Origin of the sequence: Alistipes sp. CAG:268, from assembly GCA_000434235.1 — a bacterium.
Lineage (GTDB): Bacteria > Bacteroidota > Bacteroidia > Bacteroidales > Rikenellaceae > Alistipes > Alistipes avistercoris.
In genome coordinates this window covers 1-20692 of sequence record FR892007.1, presented here as the reverse complement: position 1 = coordinate 20692, position 20692 = coordinate 1, and the positions used below count along the sequence as shown (strand labels likewise).

Below are 20692 nucleotides of genomic sequence, written 5' to 3'. Positions count from 1 at the left end.
GCTCTTCCGACCCAAGTGCCGAGAGCGCTTCGTTCGAAAGGGTGGTCCGCTTGATGTACTCCTCGCCGTAGAACATGTAGCGCTGCAGGGCTGCGAAATTCCGGCCCTGGTTGAGCTTGGCATCGGCGCGCGACTTGATCAGGTCCTGCTTGAGGTTTTCGAGGATGGTCTCGTCGGCCACGGCCCCGGCGATCAGCCCCTCGACGATCTCCATTGCCCGGGGCATGTTCTCGCTCAGTCCCGAGATCGAAATCGTGCTCTGGTTGCTGCCTGCTCCCATCGAGAACGAGCAGGCGATGTCGTACATCTCCGAGGCGATCTGCTCGGCCGTCATGGACCCGGTGCCCAGATAACTCAGGTAGTTGAAGGCCAGCGCAAGGGTGGGGTCGTTCTCCGTACCCGTATCGAAGACGTAGTTCAGCGTGAAGATGTCGTTCAGTTCGTTCTTCTTGTAGAGGACGTGGATGCCGTCGCGGACGTCGAACTGCGCCATCTCCTTCTGGTAATCGACGAAGACGGGCTCGATGGGCGTCACCTCCGACTGCTGGATCTCGGTGAGGAAGGCGCTCTGCTGGTCGCGATTCGTGGCGATCGGCGTGATCTTCGGGGCGGCGATCTTCTGCACGCTCTTGTCCTCGCCCTCGCGTTTGAAGATGATGACGTAGCCGTTTTCAGCAAGGTATTTGTTTGCCCACTCCACGACGTCCTGCTTGGTGATTTTCTTCATGCGGTCGAGCTGTGCCACCTCGTCGGCCCAGTCGGTGCCGGCGATGAACGACTGCACGTACATGTCGGCCCGCGAGTTGTTGTCCTCGAGGGCGCGCATCATGTAGAGCTTGAAGTTGTTGATCGACGCCTCGATGAGCTTTTCGTCGAAGTCGCCCGAGCGGAGCTTGGCCACCTCCGCGAGGAGCAGGTCGCGGACCTCCTCGAGCGACTGTCCGGCCTTGGGTCTGCCGCCGAGGATGAACGAACTGTAGTCGGGCTGTCCCGAGTAGCCGCCGTAGGCGCCGAGCACCTTCTGCTGCTGGTTCAGATCGAGGTCGATCAGACCGGCCTGTCCGTTGTTGAGGATGGCGCCGGCGATCTGTGCCACGTCGTTGCTGTCGGTCGAGGTTCCCGGCAGGCGCCATCCGAGCAGGACGTTGGCGGCCTCCAGACCGTATACCTCGCGCACGACGGGCTCGGTGATCGGCTCCTCGGGCTGGAACTCGAGCTTCGGCAGGTTCTCGTTGGGCACCATGTCGCCGAAGTACTTGTCGATCGAGGCGATCACCTCGTCGGGATTCAGGTCACCCGAGAGGCAGATGGCCATGTTGTTGGGCACGTAGTAGGTCTTGTGGTAGTTCCTGACGTTGGTGATCGAAGGATTCTTCAGGTGCTCCTGCGTCCCGAGCACGGTCTGCGTGCCGTAGGGATGGTGGGGGAAGAGCGCGGCATCGAGGGCCTCCCATACCTTGCGGCTGTCCTGTGTGAGCGACATGTTCTTCTCCTCGTAGATGGTCTCCAGCTCGGTGTGGAACCCGCGGATCACGGGATTGCGGAAACGGTCGGCCTCGATCTTCGCCCAGTTCTCGACCTCGTTCGAGGGGATGTCCTCGACGTAGACGGTCATGTCCTGCGACGTATAGGCGTTGGTGCCGTTGGCGCCGATGGCGGCCATCAGCTTGTCGTATTCGTTCGGGATCGAGATTTTCGAGGCTTCGTAGCTGATCGAGTCGATGCGGTGGTAGATCGCCGCACGCTCGGCCTCGTCCGTCGTCTGACGGTAGGTCTCGAAGAGCTGCTCGATCTCATCGAGCAGCGGTTTCTCGGCTTCGTAGTCCGAGGTACCGAAGTTCGGCGTACCCTTGAACATGAGGTGTTCGAAGTAGTGGGCCAGACCGGTGGTCTCGGCCGGGTCGTTCTTGCCGCCGACGCGGACGGCGATGTAGGTCTGGATGCGGGGCGTCTCCTTGTTGACGCTCATGTAGACCTTCAGTCCGTTCGGAAGGGTGTAGATCCGCGTTTTCATCGGATCGCCCGGTACCGTTTCGTACTTGTACTTGCTGCACGACGAGGCGAGCAGAGCCATGACGACGGTTGCGAGTAAGAGGAGTCTTTTCATGGGCAGTTATGGTTAAATGTTGGAAAATGTCGTTGCGAACCACTCCTTGACGGCCGGGAAGGTGTCGGCGAAGACGTGGACGAGGATGCCGATCGAGGCGATGAGCTTGATGCCTGTCCCGACGATGAACGAGAGAAACGACCCGAAACCGACGAGCAGGGCCTTGGCCCGCTCGTCGCGGTTGTTGATCAGTTCGCCGATGACGGCTCCGAGGAACGGCCCGAGGATAATCCCGATGGGCGGCAGGAAGAAGAACCCGACGAATACCCCGACGGTGGCGCCGATTGATCCGGCGCGTGAGCCGCCGAAGCGTTTGGTCATCCAGGCCGGGAGCACGTAGTCGGCCACGCTGACCGCGATGCAGACGGCCAGCCAGATCCAGAGCGCCGAGGCGCTCATCTGCGAATAGGAGGTGAAGTAGGCGCAGAGCAGGCCTCCGTAGCTGAGCAGCGTGCCGGGGAGGGCCGGAACGATGCAGCCCGCGATACCGAGTATGGCGAGCAGGAAGGCGCATATCGAAAGTACGACGTCCATATCGTGATGAATGGCAGTGCGGTCCCGCGACCGCACCTGATAACAAAGGTAGTAATTTAAATGAAAAATCTCCCTTTCGGAGGGAGATTTTTGTCTGTCCGGCCGCTGCGTGGCGTCCGTTCGGATTACTTGACAAGCCGGTTGGTTTCCGTATCGGGGAAGATCACCCACGGACGGAACTGCTTGGCGTCCTCGAAATCCATCAGCGCGTAGGAGGCGATGATCACGACGTCGCCCACCTGCACCTTGCGTGCTGCGGCGCCGTTGAGGCAGATGCAGCCGCTGCCGCGCTCACCCTTGATGATGTAGGTTTCGAACCGTTCGCCGTTGTTGATGTCCATGATCTGGACCTTCTCGCCCTCGATCATGTTGGCGGCCTCGAGCAGCGCCTCGTCGATGGTGATGCTGCCGACGTAGTTCAGATTGGCCTGCGTGACGGTCACGCGGTGAATCTTCGATTTGATGACTTCGATCTGGAATTTCATTATCGGATGCGGATGTTGTCGATTAAACGGATCTCGCCGGCCTGCACGGCGATGCAGCCCTGAATGCGTTCCGAGTCGCTCCACGAGGCGACCTCCTGCATCGTGAGGGCATCGACCGACTGGTAGTAGATGACCTTCAGCAGCGGGTTGCGCTCGACCTCCTCGACGACCCACTTCTTCAGGCGGTCGGGCGTCAGCTCGTGCGACTTCTCCACGGCACGCCGCAGCGTGGCGTAGATGTGCGGTGCGGCGGCACGGTGTGCGGCATCAAGGAGCGTGTTGCGCGACGAGAGGGCCAGCCCGTCCTCTCCGCGGACGATCGGGCACTCGACGATCTCGACCGGCAGGGCCAGCTGACGGACCATGGCCTTGATGACGGCGATCTGCTGGAAATCCTTTTCGCCGAAGTAGGCGCGGGCCGGGCGGACGATGTCGAACAGGCGGCTTACGACCTGAGCCACGCCGTTGAAGTGTCCCGGGCGCGTGGCTCCCTCCATGACCTTGTCCACCTGCCCGAAATCGAAGACGCGGGTATCGGGCTCGGGGTAGATCTCCTCGACCGACGGCATCAGCACGAAGTCGGCTCCGGCCTCGGCGAGCAGCCGCTCGTCGGCTTCGGGGGTTCGGGGGTAGTTGCGCAGGTCGTTCTTGTCATTGAACTGCGTAGGATTCACGAAGACGCTCACCACCACGGTGGCATTCTCCCTGCGGGCGCGTTCGACGAGCGAGCGGTGGCCGGCGTGGAGCGCGCCCATCGTCGGCACGAAGCCGATTCCCGACTGCTCCGTCCGGTCGAGCTCCGCGCGAAGCTCCCTGACGTTGGTAAATACTTTCATCCTTGTGCTTGAAACGATTGCGGGGCAAAGGTAGAAATAACCCCTGACAAAACGAAGAAAAATAGTGAAAAAAGTGCAAGGGCCCTCCCCGGGCGCGTAGGTGAAGAGCGTTTTTTTCGTATCTTTGGCGGAACGTACAAACCAAACACATGAAACGTATAATTACCATTGCATCCATGACATGCGCTATTTCCGCGCTGACCTCGTGCGGCGACACCGCCGGGGCCGACGCACCGTGGATCGTCGATCGTTTCGACGACATCAAGGTCATCCGCTACGAAGTGCCCGGATTCGACGAGCTTCCCCTTCGCGAGAAGGAGCTCATCTACTACCTGGCCGAGGCTGCCAAGAGCGGCCGGGATATTCTCTACGACCAGAACTGCCGCATGAACCTTCCGGTCCGGCGGACGCTGGAGGTCGTCTATGAGAACTACACCGGCGACCGCACGGCCGCCGAGTGGAAGGCGCTCGAGAAATACCTCAAGAAGGTGTGGTTCGCCAACGGCATCCACCACCACTATTCGAACGACAAGTTCCGCCCCGAGTTCACGGAGGGCTACCTGCTCGACGTCATCGAGACGATTCCCGAGGAGCGCTTCGGCGAGCTGAACGCCCTGCGGGGCGATGTTTGCCGGGCGATCTTCGACCCGACGCTCTATCCGACGCGGCTCAACCAGACGGACGGCGAGGACCTGCTGCTCACCTCGTCGAGCAACTACTACTCGGGGGTGAACCAGGCCGAGGCCGAGGCCTTCTATGCCGGGATGGCCGCTGCTGCCGGCAACGATCCCGAGCCGATCTCCTACGGTCTGAACTCGCAGCTGGTGAAGGATCCCGCCACGGGGACGCTCAGCGAGCGTACGTGGCGCGTCGGCGGCATGTACTCGCCGGCGATCGAGCGTGTGGTCTACTGGCTCGAGAAGGCCGAGTCGGTGGCCGAGGGCCCGCAGAAGGAGAACATCGCCGCCCTGATCTCCTATTATAAGAGCGGCGACCTGAAGGAGTTCGACCGCTACAACATCGGCTGGGTGCGCGACACGGTTTCGAACGTCGATTTCGTCAATGGTTTCATCGAGACCTACGGCGACCCGCTCGGCTACAAGGCTTCGTGGGAGGCCAACGTCAATTTCATCGACTCGACGGCCTGCCACCGCACGGAGGTCATCTCGTCGAATGCCCAGTGGTTCGAGGACCATTCGCCCGTCAATCCGGCCTACCGCAAGAAGGAGGTCAAGGGTGTCTCGGCCAAGGTCATCACCGTGGCGATGCTCGGCGGTGACTGCTATCCCGCAACGCCGATCGGCATCAACCTGCCCAATGCCGACTGGATCCGCAAGGAGCACGGCTCGAAATCGGTAACCATCGACAACATCACCTATGCCTACGACCGTGCAGCCCACGGCAACGGCTTCGACGAGGAGTTCGTGCTGCGCGCCGAGGACCGCGAACGGATGGACCGCTACGGCAAGCTGGCCGATGACCTGCACACCGACCTGCACGAGTGTCTGGGCCACGGATCGGGCCAGCTGGCTCCGGGTGTCACCGGTACCGAGCTGCGCAGCTACGGATCGACGCTCGAGGAGGCGCGTGCCGACCTGTTCGGCCTCTATTACCTCGGCGACCCGAAGATGGTCGAGCTGGGTCTCGTGCCGTCGTTCGACGTGGCCAAGGCGGGTTATGCCAACTACATTCTCAACGGCCTGATGACCCAGCTGGCGCGCATCGAGCCGGGCAAGAACGTCGAGGAGTCGCACATGCGCAACCGCAAGCTGATTGCCGAGTGGTGCTACGAGCGCGGCAAGTCCGACAACGTGATCGAGTGGGTGAAGCAGGACGGCAAGACCTATGTAGTGGTCAATGACTTCGAGAAGCTGCGTTCGCTCTTCGGCGAGCTGCTGTGCGAGATGCAGCGCATCAAGTCCGAAGGCGACTACGAGGCGGGCCGGGATCTGGTCGAGCGCTACGGCGTGAAGGTCGATCCGACGCTCCATGCCGAGGTGCGCGAGCGTTATGCCGCACTGGGCATCGAGCCTTACGGAGGCTTCGTGAATCCCGAGTACGAGCTGGTCGAGCAGGACGGCAAGATCGTCGATGTAAAGATCTCCTATCCGAACAACTACGTGGAGCAGATGCTCGGCTATTCGCGCGACTATTCGTTCCTGCCCAACGTCAATTGACCTTTGGGACGTTGCAACCATCTGCGGCATCGGATCCTCCCCGCTTATCGGGGAACGGACCCGATGCCTTCATTTTAATGCATGTTCGACGATGATTGTCAGAGAGGAACAGGCTTCGGACCGGACCGGTGTCGAGGCTTTGGTGGAGGCGGCTTTCCGCGATTTTGCGGTCAGCGACCATACGGAGCACCTGTTGGTAGCGCGGTTGCGGAGTGCTCCGACGTTCATTCCCGAATTGTCTCTCGTTGCCGAGGAGTGCAACCGGATTGTGGGACATGTGTTGCTCACACCGGTCGTCATTGCCGACGGCGTCGGACGCACAACGGCGCTGGGCGTTGCGCCACTCTCCGTGGCTCCCGATCGCTGGCGTCGGGGAATCGGCTCGCGGCTGATGCGTGAGGCGCATGCGCGGGCTGCCGCATTGGGGTTCGATTCTGCTGTGCTGGTCGGGCATCCGGACTATTATCCTCGTTTCGGATACTGTCCAGCAAGCGCTTTTGGCATCCGGTTCCCGTTCGAGGCCCCGGATGAGTGCTGTCTTGCCGTGGAACTTCTGCCCGAGGTTTGTGTGGAGTACACGGGACAGTCGAATATCCGTCTGCCTTCTTCGGCTGACGAAGTGGGGGCAGACGCCGTCCTGGATCTTTCCCGGGACAGATTGCATATCGCATGCAAAGCGGGGTGCCATCCGTCGGACAGCACCCCGCCTTGTATCAGAAGCCGCCTCGCAGAGCCGGCAGCCTCGGGTTGCGGTTACTCCACAACCTCTTCGAACTGGTCTTTGCCGACGCCGCAGAGCGGGCAGACCCAATCCTCGGGAATGTCTTCGAAAGCCGTTCCGGGTGCGATGCCGCCTTCCGGATCGCCTACTTCGGGATCATAAATCCATTCGCATACGGTGCAACGATACTTTTTCATCTTTTTCTTGTTTTTTGATTAGGTGTTGTTGATTGTCGATTCCAAAATTCATGCCCCCTTTCGGGCCTCTTTTCTGTCGGGGCTTTTCCCCGTTTGATGGTTCTTGTCTACCTCTTTTCGTCCTCCGCCGGTTCCCGATGCCCCATTTCTCCGGCTTCGCGGGCCCTCTCTTCGGCCTCCACCTCGATCTCCTCCTCGTCGATGCGGTTGCCTCCGGGCGGCATCAGCTCGGCCACGAGGCGGTCGGCATCGGAGCACGAGACGTAGATGCGCTCCTCGTAGATGTCGGTGATCTCGACGAAGTTCTTCCACTCCGAGACGTAGAGTTTCACGCGGTCGAAACGGCGCAGGTCGAGGAACCGGCCGTAGTATCCGAAGAAGCCGTAGCCTCCGAAGATCGGAACGAACCACTTCATGCGCTTGTTGTCCACACGGCGGACCGAGGCGATCTCGCTGCGGCGGATCTCGGTGATGTCGAGCAGGCAGCGGACCTCGACCGTCTCGTCCGTGACGACGATCTTGCGCGGGATCGACAGCGCCATCAGGGCGATCAGGGCCACGATGAACGACGTGAACCACGCCGAGAGGTAACCGCCTTCGTAGAGGTGGTAGAGTCCCCATCCCAGGCCGGCGAAGACGGCCAGGTAGACGATCGTCCAGTAGAGCGTCGTTCGGCTGAAGTGGTATTTGTAGATGGAGGTCATGGGTTATTCGGTGCAGCCGGCCGCTGCGGCACGCTCCTCTTCTGCGGCGAGCAGCGCCTCGGCGATGGTGAAATCCTCGGGAGTGGTGATCTTCAGGTTGCCGCGTTCGCCCTCGACCAGACATACGGGCGTTCCGTCCGCCTCGACGACCGAGGCGTCGTCGGTGAACGAGTCGAGTCGTTCCCTGTCGTAGGCGCGGCGGAGGAGGCATGCCTCGAAGATCTGGGGCGTCTGCACGATCCGCAGGCGGCTCCGGTCGATGATCCGCGACGGCTCGATCCCGGCCTCCGGCTCTCCGCTGCCGACAATCTCGCGGAACGAATTGACGGCCGCAACGACCGGGATGGCGGCTCCGTGGCGTGCGGCGGCCTTCACGACGCGGCGGATCAGCTCCTCGCTTGCCAGCGGACGCACGGCATCCTGCACGGCAATCAGTTCCGGCTGGCTTCGCAGGGCCTCTAAGCCGCGCTTGACCGAGTCGAACCGCTCCTCGCCTCCGGCCGTTGTGCGGTGGCGGGCCACGTCGAACCGTGCGGAGAGGTTGTTCCAGAAGTCGATGTGGCTCTCGGGCAGGACGACGACAATCTCCGCTCCGGGAAGCGCCCGTGCGAAGCGGTTGATCGTGCGTCCCAGCACGGGCATCCCGCCCAGCAGCGCGAACTGCTTGGGCAACGCCCCGCCGCAGCGCAGGCCGCGGCCTCCGGCCACGATGATGACAGCTGTCCGTTCCATGGTTCGGTTATTCCTTCTGCTCCGTCCCCTCGGCTGCCGGAGCGGCTGCCGGGAGTACGAGCGAGTCGAGTTGCGTGATCCGCTCTTCGGGTTTTACCTCGCCGTTGAGCTCGGCCATGATGCGGTCGCGGACGAACTCGAACAGCGCGCGGTTCTCCTTCGAGATCGGTTCGGCCGGCTCCTGCGGCACCTTCAGCGGGTCGATCGGTTTGCCGTTCTTCCAGATCCGGTAGTCGAGGTGCGGGCCTGTCGAGGCTCCCGTCGAGCCGACGTAGCCGATCAGCTGGCCCTGCGATACGTGTGTGCCCACGGCGATACCCTTGGCGTAGCCGCTCAGGTGGAGGTATCCGGTCTGCAGATTCCCGGGGTGTTTGATCTTCAGCGTGTTGCCACCGCCGCCGCCCCAGCCCTTGAAGGTCACGACACCGTCGGCCACGGCGTGTACGGGCGTCCCTTTCGGGGCGGCGTAATCGACGCCCGTGTGGGGGCGGTAGACCTTGTAGATCGGGTGCTTGCGGGCGTAGGTGAAGCGCGAACTGATCCGCGTGTACTTGAGCGGGGCCTTGAGCAACTGCTTGCGCAGGCTGGCTCCGTTGGCCTCCCAGTACTGGATCTTGCCGCCCTGACGGAACGGTATGGCGTAGTACTCCTTGTCGCCCTGCGTGAACTTGGCGCCCCAGATGCGGCCGATGCCCACCGATACCGAGTCGTCGATGAAGCGCTCGTCGTAGATCACCGTGAAGCGGTCGCCCTTCTGGATGCCGAAGAAATCGACCGTCCACTGGTAGATGTCCTCCATTTCGGCGGCCAGGGCATAGGGCAGGTTCTGCTCCATGATGGCTCCCCAGAGCGAGGAGTTGATCACGGCGCTCTTCTTCATGCGGCGCAGCGTGCAGGGCTTCTCGTCCTTGCGGATCGTCACCGAATCATCGGCAAAGCCGAAGACGACATAGTCGGTGTTCGAGGTTTCGTAGGCCAGGTAGTCGAGGTGGGGCGTATTGAGCGAGTCCTCGTGGATGAAGACCGTGTATTTGTGGCCTGCGCGGATGTTCCGCAGGGGGAAGACGTCGGCCGAGGCCTTGTCGAGACGGTCCACCAGAACGGCCGAAACGCCATATCCGTTGAGAATCTTGCCGAGTGTTTCGCCCGAGGCCACCTCGCCCGTTTCGGTGCGGTAGTTGTCCGCATCGATGCCGTAGAGCAGGTTCCGGGGTTCGGCCTCCTCCCGGTTTTCGGTTGCGGACTCCTGGCTGCCGGTCCGGTTGCAGGCGCCCGCTGCGAGGAGCAGGGCGCATATGGTTGTCAGTCGTATCGTTTTCATCATAGTGCACAAAAGTAGGAAAAAATGGGATAATATCGAATCTTCCGGGCTCTTTTGTGCGAAGTTTTCGGAGTTTGGGGACTTTTGTTTTGGAAACCCCGAAAAAATCACTATCTTTGAACGATTTATATTCTAATCGGTTCTACGATGCTCAAATGCCTGCTCGCCCCCGTGGCCATGCTCTATAAAGCGGGAGTGACGTTCCGTCACCGTCTGTTCGACTGGGGGATCCTCAAGAGCGAGCGGTTCGACGTGCCCGTCATCTGCATCGGCAACATCACCGTCGGCGGCACGGGCAAGACTCCGATGGCCGAGATGGTGCTCGACTACATGTCGCAGTTCCATCGTGTGGCGCTCATTTCGCGCGGCTACGGCCGCCGGACGAAGGGGTATCTCGAGGTGCGGGCCGACGCGCACTACCGCGACGTGGGCGACGAGCCCCTGCAGATCAAGCTCAAGTTCCCGGAGGTTGTGGTTGCGGTGTGCGAGAAGCGTGCGGAGGGCATCCGCCGTCTGCTGGCCGAGCATCCGGAGATCGACCTCGTGGTGATGGACGACGGGTTCCAGCACCGCTATGTGGAGCCGAAGATCAACGTCGTAATGATCGACGCCACGCGCCCCGTGCAGCACGACAGGATGCTGCCTGCGGGATCGTTGCGCGACCTGCCCGAGCAGTTGCACCGGGCCCACTACTTCATTGTCACGAAGTGCCCCGAGCGGATGGCGCCGATCGACCGGCGGATCCTGCGCAAGGTGCTCATCCAGGTGGCCTACCAGCGGGTCTATTTCACCCGCTTCGAGAGTTTCATGCCCCAGCCGCTCTACGGCGACGAGGCGCCCGGCGAGCCGCTCAAGTACGGACAGCGCGTCATCGCCCTCTCGGGCATCGGCAACCCGGGTCCTTTCCTTCAGACCCTGCGCGGGCAGTACGACGTCGTGGCGGAGATGACGCTCGACGACCACCATGTCTACAAGGTGCGCGACATGAATGCCCTCGAGGCCCTGCTGGCCAAGTATCCCGATGCGGTGATCGTCACCACCGAGAAGGATGCCGTCAAGATGACCAACCGCGCGAAGGTGCCGCAGGCCGTGCGCCGCGCGCTCTACTACCAACCGATCAATATTTCGTTCATAGAGGATTCGGCAACGGATTTTCTGCAAAAACTCGAAGAAGATGTTAGAGGAAATTAAAAAGACCGCCGCCTTCCTGCGCGAAGCCACGCACGATTACGCCCCCGAGGTGGGCATCGTGCTCGGCACCGGCCTCGGAGGCTTCGCCGACGGGATCACGACCCGTTACGCCATCGACTACAAGGATATTCCCGGATTCCCCGTCTCGACCGTCGAGGGGCATCGCGGACGGCTGATTTTCGGCGAGGTCGAAGGCCGCCGCGTCGTGGCCATGCAGGGGCGGTTCCACTATTATGAGGGCTACTCGATGCAGCAGGTGACCTTCCCGATCCGTGTCATGCAGCAGCTGGGCATCCGCTTCCTGTTCGTATCGAACGCCTCGGGCGGCATCAACACCTCGTTCCGTACGGGCGACTTGATGGTCATCACCGACCACATCAACCTGATGCCCAATCCGCTCATCGGCCCCAACCTTGCGGAGCTCGGTCCCCGCTTCCCGGACATGCACAACTGCTACGACCGGGATCTGATCGCCGCCGCCACGCGCATTGCCGAAGAGGAGGGTATCAAACTCCAGTACGGCGTCTATGTGGGCGGTACGGGCCCGACGTTCGAGACGCAGGCCGAATATCGCTACTTCAAGGCCATCGGCGGTGACGCCGCAGGCATGTCCACGGTCCCCGAGGTGATTGTGGCACGACATATGTCGGTTCCCGTCTTCGGGGTCTCGGTCATCACGAACTGCGGCCTCTCGGACGAAGTGGGCGACCATGAGGACGTGCAGCGGCAGGGGCGCCGTGCCGGTGCGAAGATGGAGGTGTTGTTCCGGCGTATGATTCAAAACCTGTAACGATTATGGTAAACAAGGTAATACTGGTAGGCAACGTGGGCATCGACCCCGAGGTCCGCACGCTCGAGGGCGGAGCGAAGGTGGCCCGCATCCGGCTGGCCACGACCGAGCGGCTCTACGACCGTGCGTCGAACGAGACGAAGGAGCATACCGAGTGGCACACGATCACGCTGTGGCGCGGTCTGGCCGATGTCGTGGACCGTTACGTGCGCAAGGGCACGCAGCTCTACATCGAGGGGCGCCTGCGGACGCGCGAATGGATGGACAAGGACAACAACAAACGCTATACGACCGAGATCCTGGCCGATACGATGAACCTGCTCGGACGCCGCAGCGACAATCCCGCTTCGGATGCCGCCCCGGCATACGGGGCAGCCGGCGGTTACGGGCAGCAGCCCGCCGGGGGATCGTCCGCAGGCTACCGCCCGCAGGGCGGCTACGGGCAGCCGGCCCCGGCGCAGCAGCCGGCGGCTCAACCGGCCCCGCAGCCTGCACCGCCGGCCGACGATCCGGACGATCTGCCGTTCTGACCGTCCGCCGTTGGCGTCATTTGGAAAAACCGATCTCTGTGATCGGTTTTTTTCTTGCCCGGCGGCATGTGGATGCCCTCTCCGTTGTTGCTCGATCTGGAGCGGTTGGAACCGGTGTTCCGCAGGGTCTGTCCCGAGACTCTGCCTGTCGGTTCCGTACACGGATCTGTTCGCGGGGTAGGGAGGCTGTTGCGAAATCCGCGTATTGTTCGTATCTTCGTTTGTCCGGTGCGCCGGCCGGTTCCCTGCTGCGGGATTCCGGGCCGGGGCCGGCCGTATGATCAACGATTCGAGCACATGAAGAAGATTGTCAATCCGTGGCGGGGCATGGAGGGATACCGATGTTTCGGTTGTGACCCGCACAGCGAACGGGGCCTCCGCATGGAGTTTTACGAAGAGGGCGAACAGATCGTCTGCCGCTGGCATCCGCGCCCGGAGTTTCAGGGGTGGGTGAATACGCTGCATGGCGGCATTCAGGCGACGCTGGCCGATGAAATCAGTAGCTGGGTCGTCTTCCGCAAGTTCCAGACCAGCGGCGTCACTTCCCGCATGGAGGTGCGCTACCACAAGCCGATCCATACCACCGACGAGTACATCGACCTGAAGGCCTCGGTCGTCAGCCGGCGGCGCAACCTGGTGGAGATCGCCGTCCGGATCTTCGACTGCCGCGGCGAGCTCTGCACCGAGGCCGTCTGCCTCTATTTCCTCTTCCCGAAGGAGCGGGCGCAGCGAGAGTTCCACTTCTGCGACTGCGGGGTCGAGGAGTGCGGCGACGACGCTGCCGCACCGGAGACCGCGGACAAATAGCCTCCTCCTCCGTGCCGGAGCCCTCTCCTGCGTCGTGAAAAACCGGGCCGCATCCCCGAAGGGTGCGGCCCGGTTCGTTTGCGTATCATGCGGCGGTCACTCCCGGTCGAGCCGGTACTGCACGCATTCGATGCCGACGCGGCGCAGGAGGTCGAGCCCCTCCTCCGAGCGGTAGTCGTCCGAGTAGACGACGCGCCGGATGCCGGCCTGGATGATCAGCTTCGAACACTCGATGCAGGGCGCTGCGGTGATGTAGAGCGTCGAGCCGTCGCAGTTGTTGGCCGACTTGGCAACCTTCGTGATGGCGTTGGCCTCGGCGTGGAGCACGTAGGGCTTGGTCCGCCCCGTCTCGTCCTCGCAGATGTTCTCGAATCCCGACGGTGTTCCGTTGTAGCCGTCCGAGATGATCATCTTGTCCTTGACGATCAGTGCCCCGACCTTGCGGCGCACGCAGTATGAATTCTCGGCCCAGATGGCGGCCATACGCAGGTAGCGCAGGTCCAGTTGCCGTTGTTTCTCCTCCTGATAGCCCATCGCGTCGTTGTTTTGGTTTTCAGCCTTCGGCGGAAAGGGACGCTACAGCCCCTTTCCGTGGCAGTTCTTGTACTTCTTGCCGCTGCCGCAGGGACAGGGGTCGTTGCGGCCTACCTTCTTCTCGACATGCACCGGCATGGGTTTTGACTTGTCCTGCTGTCCGGCCTGTGCGGCGGCCTGCATGCGCGAAGCCTGCAGTTTGTTTACGTCCACCTTGGCGCGGCGCTCGCGCTCGGCCTGCAGCCGGGCACGCTCCTGCTGTTGGCGCTGTATCTCCTCGGGGGTCTGCTCCCGCACGGGGATGTAGGCCTTGTTCAGGATAGCGAGTACCTCGCGGTTCACCTTGACGAGCATCTTCGAGAAGAGCCCGAACGATTCGAACTTGTAGATCAGCAGCGGATCCTTCTGCTCGTAGGTGGCGTTCTGCACGCTCTGGCGCAGGTCGTCCATCTCGCGCAGGTGCTCGCGCCATGCGTCGTCGATCGTCGTGAACATCACCACCTTCGAGAAGACCTTGAAGATCTCTGCGCCGTCCGTGTCGCGGCACTTGCGCAGGTTCACCGGCACGTTGTAGCCCAGATGCCCGTCGGTGATCGGGAAGTAGATGTTCGAGTCGAGCTGGTCCTTGCGGTCCTCGTAGACGCGCTCCATCACCGGACGCACGGTATCCGCCACGGCCTTCGCACGGCGGGCGTAGGTCTCCTTGAGCGCCTTGACGATCGCCTCCGACAGCTCCTCGGGCTTGGCTTCTGCGTAGGTTGCCTCGTCCATCGGCAACTCGACGGCCACCTGGCGGATCAGCTCCATGCGGAAGTCGTCGTATTCGATGCCGCGGTTCTCCTCCACGAAGTTGTCGGCGAAGTCGTACATGATGTTGTTCAGGTCGATCTCGATGCGTTCGCCGTAGAGTGCGTGGCGGCGGCGCGTGTAGATCACCTCGCGCTGCGAGTTCATCACGTCGTCGTACTCGAGCAGCCGCTTGCGGATGCCGAAGTTGTTCTCCTCGACCTTCTTCTGGGCGCGCTCGATGGCCTTGGTCATCATGCCGGCCTGGATCACCTCGCCCTCCTTGAGGCCCATGCGGTCCATCATTGCGGCGATGCGGCCCGAACCGAACAGACGCATCAGGTCATCCTCGAGCGAGACGAAGAACTGCGACGATCCGGGGTCGCCCTGACGTCCGGCGCGGCCGCGCAGCTGGCGGTCCACACGGCGGCTTTCGTGGCGCTCCGTACCGATGATCGCCAGACCTCCGGCAGCCTTCACTTCGGGCGTGAGCTTGATGTCGGTACCACGGCCGGCCATGTTGGTGGCGATGGTCACCTGACCCGAGCGTCCGGCTTCGGCCACGACCTGGGCCTCCAGTGCGTGCTGCTTGGCGTTGAGCACGTTGTGCTTGATGCCGCGCAGCTTGAGCATGCGGCTCAACAGCTCCGAGATCTCGACCGACGTCGTACCGACCAGCACCGGACGGCCCTGGCCCACGAGCCGCACGATCTCCTCGATCACGGCGTTGTACTTCTCGCGCTTGGTCTTGTAGACCAGGTCCTGACGGTCGTCGCGGATCACCGGACGGTTCGTCGGGATCACCACGACGTCGAGTTTGTAGATGCTCCAGAACTCCGATGCCTCCGTCTCGGCCGTACCGGTCATGCCGGCCAGCTTGTGGTACATGCGGAAGTAGTTCTGCAGCGTGATGGTGGCGAAGGTCTGCGTGGCGGCCTCGATCTTCACGTGCTCCTTGGCCTCGATAGCCTGGTGCAGGCCGTCCGAGTAGCGGCGTCCGTCGAGGATACGTCCCGTCTGCTCGTCCACGATCTTCACCTTGTTGTCCATGACCACATACTCCACGTCCTTCTCGAACATGGCGTAGGCCTTCAGCAGCTGGTTCACCGTATGCACGCGCTCCGACTTGATCGAGTAGTCGTTGATCACGGCGTCGCGCTTCTGTGCCTTCTCCTCGGCCGAGAGGTCGCTCTTCTCGAGCTCGGCCACCTCGGCGCCGATGTCGGGCAGCACGAAGAACCCGTCCTCCTTGAAGTATTTCGACAGCTCCTCGTGTCCCTTGTCCGTGAGTTCCACCGAGTTGAGCTTCTCGTCGATGACGAAGTAGAGCGGGTCGGTGATCTCGGGCATGCGGCGGTTGTTGTCCTGCATGTAGGTGTTCTCGGTCTTCTGCATCAGGGCCTTGATGCCCGGCTCGGAGAGGAACTTGATCAGCGGCTTGTATTTCGGCAGACCCTTGTGCACGCGGTAGAGCTTGATGCCTCCCTCTTCGGTCTTGCCCTCCGCGATGAGCTGGCGGGCCTCGGCCAGCAGCGCCGTGACGAAGTTGCGCTGGAGGTTGTAGAGGTGCTCGATCGAGGGCTGGTACTGCTCGAAGAGCTGGTCGTCGCCCTTGGGTACGGGACCCGAGATGATGAGCGGCGTACGGGCGTCGTCGATGAGCACCGAGTCGGCCTCATCGACGATGGCGTAGTGGTGCTTGCGCTGCACGAGGTCCTTGGGCGACGAGGCCATGTTGTCGCGCAGGTAGTCGAAGCCGAATTCGTTGTTCGTACCGAAGGTGATGTCGGCCATGTAGGCCTTGCGGCGCGCCTCGGAGTTGGGCTGGTGCTTGTCGATGCAGTCCACCGACAGGCCGTGGAACTGGTAGAGCGGGCCCATCCACTCGGAGTCACGCTTGGCCAGGTAGTCGTTCACCGTCACCAGGTGCACGCCCTTTCCGGCCAGTGCGTTGAGGAATACGGGCAGCGTGGCCACGAGGGTCTTTCCTTCGCCCGTCGCCATCTCGGCGATGTTGCCTTCGCGCTCGCGCTCGCCGAGCTTCTTGGCCGGGTTCTTCTTGCTGCGCGTCAGCACCACGCCGCCGAAGAGCTGGCAGTCGTAGTGGATCATGTCCCACTTCAGGTCGTTGCCTCCGGCCATCCAGTGCGTGGCGTAGACTGCCTTGTCGCCGTCGATGGTCACGAAATCCTTCGTGGCGGCCAGCTCGCGGTCGAAGTCGTTGGCCGTAACCACGACCGTGTCGTTCTGTGCGAAGCGGCGGGCCGTATCCTTCATCACGGCGAAGGCCTCGGGCAGGATCTCGTCGAGTTTGTCCTCGATCTTGTCGTCGATGCGCCGGGTCAGCTCATCGACCTCCTTCGAGATCTTCTCCTTCTCCTCGAGCGACGTCTCGGGCCGCTCGAGTTTGCCCTTGAGCTCGACGATGCGGGCCTCGTCCGCGGCGATGTAGTCGGCGATCTGCTTCTTGAGGTTCTGGCTGCGGGCGCGGAGCTCATCGTTCGAAAGCGCCTCGATCGTGGGGTAGACGGCCTTGATCTTCTCGACGTAGGGCTCGATCTGCTTGCGGTCCTTGTCGGCTTTCGAGCCGAAGACGGTCTTGATTAAACTTGCTAATATATCCATGTTGCGGTTTTGTTGTTTCGGTTTTTGTGCTAAATCCTACAAAAGTAATGATTTTCCCCGAAACGGCAAAATATTGCGGGACGGATTCGCCTGTTCTCCGGGCGGTTTGCGGGTGTGTCGGGTGTGTGACGGGCGGATGCCGGCGGGTTGTCCTGCCCCTGCGGGGCGGATTACTCCTCCCGGGCCTGGCGGACGGCCTGCACGATGCGCCGGCCGACGGGGCATTCGGCACAGCGGCGGGCGTCGCAGTATTCGGTGGCGAGCTGGAGCAGCGCCTGCGATTCGAAGGCGTTGCGCACCGTGACGCCGGCATTCCGCCAGGCGCGGATGTAGCGGTTGTCCTCGGCCGGAAGACGTTCGAGCAGCGAGAGGGCGTTGTCGCGCAGCCGTTCGTCGCCCGTGTAGCTGCCGTAGGCGAACTGCAGCACGGCCACCAGGTTGATGCCGATGATGTTGGCCTTGAAGGAGCCGATGCGCTTGGGGCTTTCGTCGCCCGGGGCTCCGGGAATGTGGTGCGTGCGCCAGTAGGGCGACGCCTCGATGCAGAAGAGGTTGCGTATGTCGCCCTCCGTGCGGCAGGCCATGGCGCGCGCCATGACGAATTCGTCCTGCGAAAAGAACTCGGCGGCCTGGGCCAGCCGCAGGACGGGGTGGTTGGCCGGGCGGATCTCACCGAGCTCCCACGCCGAGGCGGGCATGGGCTCGATGCCGTATTTTGCGGCGAGGTATTCGAAGTTGCGCCGCAGTTCGAGCGTATACTCGTCGTGGCGGTAGAGGTCAAGCAGCCCCGAGGCGCCGAAGAACATGGCCTCGACGGCGTGGCTTGCGCGGCGTTCGCGCAGTACGATCCTGTAGGGGACTCTTCGGGCCAGCGAGAGGTAGGCCTCCTGGTTCTGTCGGTCGCCCAGCGTGCGGAAATAGAGCAGGTAGAAGGTCTGGTTCCAGTTGTCGTCGGCCTCCCCGCGGAGCGCATCGACGCGGCGGATCTTGCGCTTGAGGCGGTCGAAGAGCAGGGCGGTGAGCAGTTCGGTGCGCTGCAGGTCGCCCCGGCTGGCCAGATAGCCGCCGCAGGCGTAGCTGCCGGCCCCGGCCTCGAGGCGTCCGATCATGGTGCGCACGTCGTCCCGCTCCATCGGCTCAGAGCAGGTTGAGTTCGAGCATCGCCTCCTCGGACATCATGCTCTTGTCCCACACGGGATCGAACGTCAGGATGACGTTCACGGCCTTTACGCCGTGGACCTTGGCTACCTGCTGATTGACGTCCTCGACGAGCATGTCGGCCATCGGGCAGTTCGGGGCGGTGAGCGTCATGCGGATGTTGGCCGTACCGTCGGGTGTGAAGTCGATTTCGTAGATCAGCCCGAGGTCGTAGATATTGACCGGTATCTCCGGGTCGTAGATGTTTTTCAACGTCAGGATGATGTCCTGCTCTACCTTGAGTATTTCCTGAGGTGTCATCGCGTTTCGTTCGTTTTGCTGGCATAGGCCAGTGCATACATCCGCATCTGCTTGACCATGGCGGCCAGTCCGTTGGCCCGCGTGGGCGAGAGGTTGGCCGAGAGCCCGATGGCGTCGATGAAATAGAGGTCCGTGTCGAGCACCTCCTGCGGCGTGCGTCCGTTCAGCACGCGGATCAGCAGCGCGATGATGCCCTTGGTGATGATGGCGTCGCTGTCGGCCGAGTAGTGGATGCGTCCCTCCTCAAGCCGGGCATCGACCCATACGCGGGACTGGCAGCCCGAGATGAGGTACTGCTCCGTGCGGTGTTCGGGGGCGATGGGCGGAAGCGTCTCGCTCAGACCGATCAGATAGTCGTATTTGTCGAGCCAGTCGTCGAATACCGAAAACTCCTCGATGATCTCCTCCTGTATCTTGTCCATGGTTGTGTGTGTTTGGTTCGTTTCAGAGATCGACGATCTCGGGAAGCACCTCGCCTTCCGAGGCGGCCGGCTGCGTGGCTCCCGCCAACCGGGCGAGCGTCGGCGCCACGGCGGTCATGTCCACGCTGCGGCCGACATGCTGCTGTCCGGCCCCCGTGCCGTAGAAGACGAGCGGCACCTCGGTGTCGTAGCCGTACATCGAGCCTGACAGCGAGCGGCAGCGCTCCTGCTCCTCGATCCATCCCGGCATCAGGTTGAGGACGACGTCGCCCGAGCGGCGCGGGTAGAAGCTGTTCTGCATTCGCCGGGCGTAGCCGCTGCCGAAGTAGCTCGAGCGCATGGCCGTGGCCGAGAGGGCGTGCGAGACGCCGCGGAACTGCATGGCGAAGATGGCCACCTCGTTCTGCACTTCGGCCAGGTTGAGCCCCCGCTCGTAGATCCGGTTGTGGTTGAGCCACACGCATTTGTCGTTGTAGGCCACCACCCAGTCTCCCGTGCCGTAGCGTACGTTGAGGAATCCGTTCACGATCACCTCGAACTGCCGGGCGTTGAAACGGTCGGTTTCGCCGCAGGCCATGTCGTAGGAGGGGCTGGTGCCGTGGTCCGAGGTGAGGACCACCGTGACGTTGCCCTTCTCGACCTGTGCGAAGAGGAAGGTCAGGAAGTCGGCCAGGTCACGGTCCAGGCGGTAGTACATGTCCTCGACCTCGATCGATTCGGGACCGTAGGCCTCGGCGATGCGGCGCGAGGAGTCGAGACAGATGTTCAGCACGTCGGTCGTGCGGTCGGCGCCCAGTTTGCTCTGGGCGATGAGTTGCTTGGCCAGCCCCAGTACGGCTGTGTTGCCCGCCGGCGTGTAGAGCAGCCGTTCGTAGTCGCTGCCGGGTTCCAGCAGCCGCTCCGGCCGGGGCTCCTCCTGCCGTTCACGACCCCGTTTCTCGGGGAAGACGACGTCGTTGCAGCGGCTGTTGATGTAGCGGTCGCGCGCCAGGACGAGGGGCCGCCGCCGCGCCGGGAGCGCCCGCCACTCGGTCGAGATGTAGGAGAGGTTGTAGCGTTCGTCGTTGCTGTGGTCGATCCATTCGGGGACTGCCGGGGCGTAGTATGCCGAGGTGGTCCAGTCGCAGCGCGCGGGGTCCCCCAGGCGCGGCGCGCCGCCCCGAGCCAGTACGTTTCGCCGCCGTGTCCGGCCATCACCACGGCCGACATCGCTTCGGCGGCCACGGTGGCCGTCCGGCTCTCGGAGTGGTGCTGGCGCAGGGTTTCGCCGAGCGTCGGGGCGATGAGCTGGTAGGCGCCCGGGCCCCGGTCGCCGTCGATCAGGCCGATGCTGCGGTTGGAGGTATAGTCGATCCAGCGGGCGCCGATCACCCCGTGGGTCGAGGGCATGGCTCCCGTCGAGAGGGTGGCCAGTGCGACGGGCGTCGTGGTCTGCTGGAAATCGTAGCGGCAGTCGGTGTAGACCGTGCCGCCGTCGGTCAGACGTCGGAAACCGCCCTCCCCGAAGTTGGCGGCATAGCGGTTGAGGTCTTCGGCGCGCATCGATCCCACGACGATCTGCACGATCAGGCGCGGGGGTTCTGCGGCGAAGGTCTGGAGAGCCCCGAAGAGGGCTATGGCGGAGAGAACGAGTGTGCGTTTCATGGCTTGGTCAAAATGCGGGCGCAAATTTACGAATTTATTTCGATACATCTTCGGAAATATGCCGCTTCGGATTGAAAATCGATTTGGGGCA

At 62.5% G+C, this 20692-nt stretch carries 20 protein-coding genes and 1 pseudogene; 6 read left to right on the top strand and 15 right to left on the bottom strand.

All coding sequences use genetic code 11. From position 1 onward, the window contains the following. From QZL63_RS07590 to panC, 4 genes are all read right to left on the bottom strand, one after another. The coding region (locus tag QZL63_RS07590; RefSeq protein ID WP_290586416.1) for a M16 family metallopeptidase at positions 1-2107 on the bottom strand (2107 nt) is incomplete at its 3' end. Between the two features lie 12 nt (positions 2108-2119). Further along, on the bottom strand, positions 2120-2641 hold the full coding sequence (locus QZL63_RS07585) for a DUF456 domain-containing protein (RefSeq protein ID WP_022308721.1): 522 nt from the start codon (positions 2639-2641) through the stop codon (positions 2120-2122). A 125-nt stretch (positions 2642-2766) separates the two neighbouring features. Then, the gene (gene panD, locus QZL63_RS07580) at positions 2767-3126 is read right to left on the bottom strand and encodes an aspartate 1-decarboxylase (RefSeq protein WP_022308720.1); all 360 of its coding nucleotides are present in this window, start codon (positions 3124-3126) and stop codon (positions 2767-2769) included. Next, entirely contained in the window at positions 3126-3962 is an 837-nt protein-coding gene (panC, locus tag QZL63_RS07575) for a pantoate--beta-alanine ligase (protein ID WP_022308719.1), read from the bottom strand. Before panC ends, panD begins: the two co-directional genes overlap by 1 nt. Before the next feature lie 149 nt (positions 3963-4111). On the opposite strand from panC, the gene QZL63_RS07570 reads away from it, so the two are divergent. Then, complete coding sequence (locus tag QZL63_RS07570) at positions 4112-6139, top strand: dipeptidyl-peptidase 3 family protein (protein ID WP_022308718.1); 2028 nt, start codon at positions 4112-4114, stop codon at positions 6137-6139. Between the two features lie 91 nt (positions 6140-6230). Further along, positions 6231-6563 (top strand): annotated as a pseudogene (locus tag QZL63_RS07565) (GNAT family N-acetyltransferase); the annotation flags it as partial. Between the two features lie 329 nt (positions 6564-6892). Here QZL63_RS07565 and rd read toward each other — a convergent pair. The 4 genes from rd to QZL63_RS07545 form a co-directional block, all read right to left on the bottom strand. Further along, positions 6893-7057, bottom strand: coding sequence for a rubredoxin (rd, locus tag QZL63_RS07560; protein WP_022308717.1), 165 nt, complete (start codon positions 7055-7057; stop codon positions 6893-6895). Positions 7058-7164: 107 nt separating this feature from the next. Further along, positions 7165-7761, bottom strand: a complete 597-nt coding sequence (locus QZL63_RS07555) for a PH domain-containing protein (RefSeq protein ID WP_022308716.1) — start codon at positions 7759-7761, stop codon at positions 7165-7167. A gap of 3 nt (positions 7762-7764) precedes the next feature. Beyond that, positions 7765-8493: an IspD/TarI family cytidylyltransferase gene (locus QZL63_RS07550; protein WP_022308715.1), complete on the bottom strand. Its 729-nt coding sequence runs from the start codon at positions 8491-8493 to the stop codon at positions 7765-7767. A gap of 7 nt (positions 8494-8500) precedes the next feature. Then, positions 8501-9814: a M23 family metallopeptidase gene (locus tag QZL63_RS07545; protein ID WP_290586469.1), complete on the bottom strand. Its 1314-nt coding sequence runs from the start codon at positions 9812-9814 to the stop codon at positions 8501-8503. Between the two features lie 147 nt (positions 9815-9961). Between QZL63_RS07545 and lpxK the strand changes: the two genes are divergently transcribed. From lpxK to QZL63_RS07525, 4 genes are all read left to right on the top strand, one after another. Beyond that, positions 9962-11005: a tetraacyldisaccharide 4'-kinase gene (gene lpxK / locus QZL63_RS07540; protein ID WP_022308713.1), complete on the top strand. Its 1044-nt coding sequence runs from the start codon at positions 9962-9964 to the stop codon at positions 11003-11005. After that, a complete protein-coding gene (locus tag QZL63_RS07535) occupies positions 10989-11795 on the top strand; it encodes a purine-nucleoside phosphorylase (RefSeq protein WP_022308712.1) in 807 nt (268 codons plus the stop codon). The genes lpxK and QZL63_RS07535 overlap by 17 nt, the downstream gene beginning before the upstream one ends. 5 nt (positions 11796-11800) lie before the next feature. Then, positions 11801-12325: a single-stranded DNA-binding protein gene (locus QZL63_RS07530; RefSeq protein WP_022308711.1), complete on the top strand. Its 525-nt coding sequence runs from the start codon at positions 11801-11803 to the stop codon at positions 12323-12325. Between the two features lie 297 nt (positions 12326-12622). Continuing rightward, the gene (locus tag QZL63_RS07525) at positions 12623-13132 is read left to right on the top strand and encodes a PaaI family thioesterase (protein ID WP_022308710.1); all 510 of its coding nucleotides are present in this window, start codon (positions 12623-12625) and stop codon (positions 13130-13132) included. A gap of 96 nt (positions 13133-13228) precedes the next feature. Here QZL63_RS07525 and QZL63_RS07520 read toward each other — a convergent pair whose 3' ends face one another. The 7 genes from QZL63_RS07520 to QZL63_RS07490 all read right to left on the bottom strand — a co-directional run bounded on the left by QZL63_RS07520 (position 13229) and on the right by QZL63_RS07490 (position 20601). Then, a complete protein-coding gene (locus QZL63_RS07520) occupies positions 13229-13666 on the bottom strand; it encodes a deoxycytidylate deaminase (RefSeq protein ID WP_022308709.1) in 438 nt (145 codons plus the stop codon). A gap of 42 nt (positions 13667-13708) precedes the next feature. Next, positions 13709-17077 carry a preprotein translocase subunit SecA gene (secA, locus tag QZL63_RS07515; protein WP_022308708.1) on the bottom strand — a complete coding sequence of 1123 codons (3369 nt, stop codon included), beginning with the start codon at positions 17075-17077 and terminating at the stop codon, positions 13709-13711. Between the two features lie 170 nt (positions 17078-17247). Further along, on the bottom strand, positions 17248-18210 hold the full coding sequence (locus QZL63_RS07510) for a DUF2851 family protein (RefSeq protein ID WP_022308707.1): 963 nt from the start codon (positions 18208-18210) through the stop codon (positions 17248-17250). Positions 18211-18214: 4 nt separating this feature from the next. Then, complete coding sequence (locus tag QZL63_RS07505) at positions 18215-18535, bottom strand: metal-sulfur cluster assembly factor (protein ID WP_022308706.1); 321 nt, start codon at positions 18533-18535, stop codon at positions 18215-18217. Beyond that, on the bottom strand, positions 18532-18957 hold the full coding sequence (locus QZL63_RS07500) for a SufE family protein (RefSeq protein WP_022308705.1): 426 nt from the start codon (positions 18955-18957) through the stop codon (positions 18532-18534). Before QZL63_RS07500 ends, QZL63_RS07505 begins: the two co-directional genes overlap by 4 nt. A 22-nt stretch (positions 18958-18979) precedes the next feature. Further along, positions 18980-19729: an alkaline phosphatase family protein gene (locus QZL63_RS07495; protein WP_022308704.1), complete on the bottom strand. Its 750-nt coding sequence runs from the start codon at positions 19727-19729 to the stop codon at positions 18980-18982. After that, complete coding sequence (locus QZL63_RS07490) at positions 19723-20601, bottom strand: alkaline phosphatase family protein (protein WP_290586413.1); 879 nt, start codon at positions 20599-20601, stop codon at positions 19723-19725. Before QZL63_RS07490 ends, QZL63_RS07495 begins: the two co-directional genes overlap by 7 nt. Between the last annotated feature and the right edge of the window lie 91 nt (positions 20602-20692).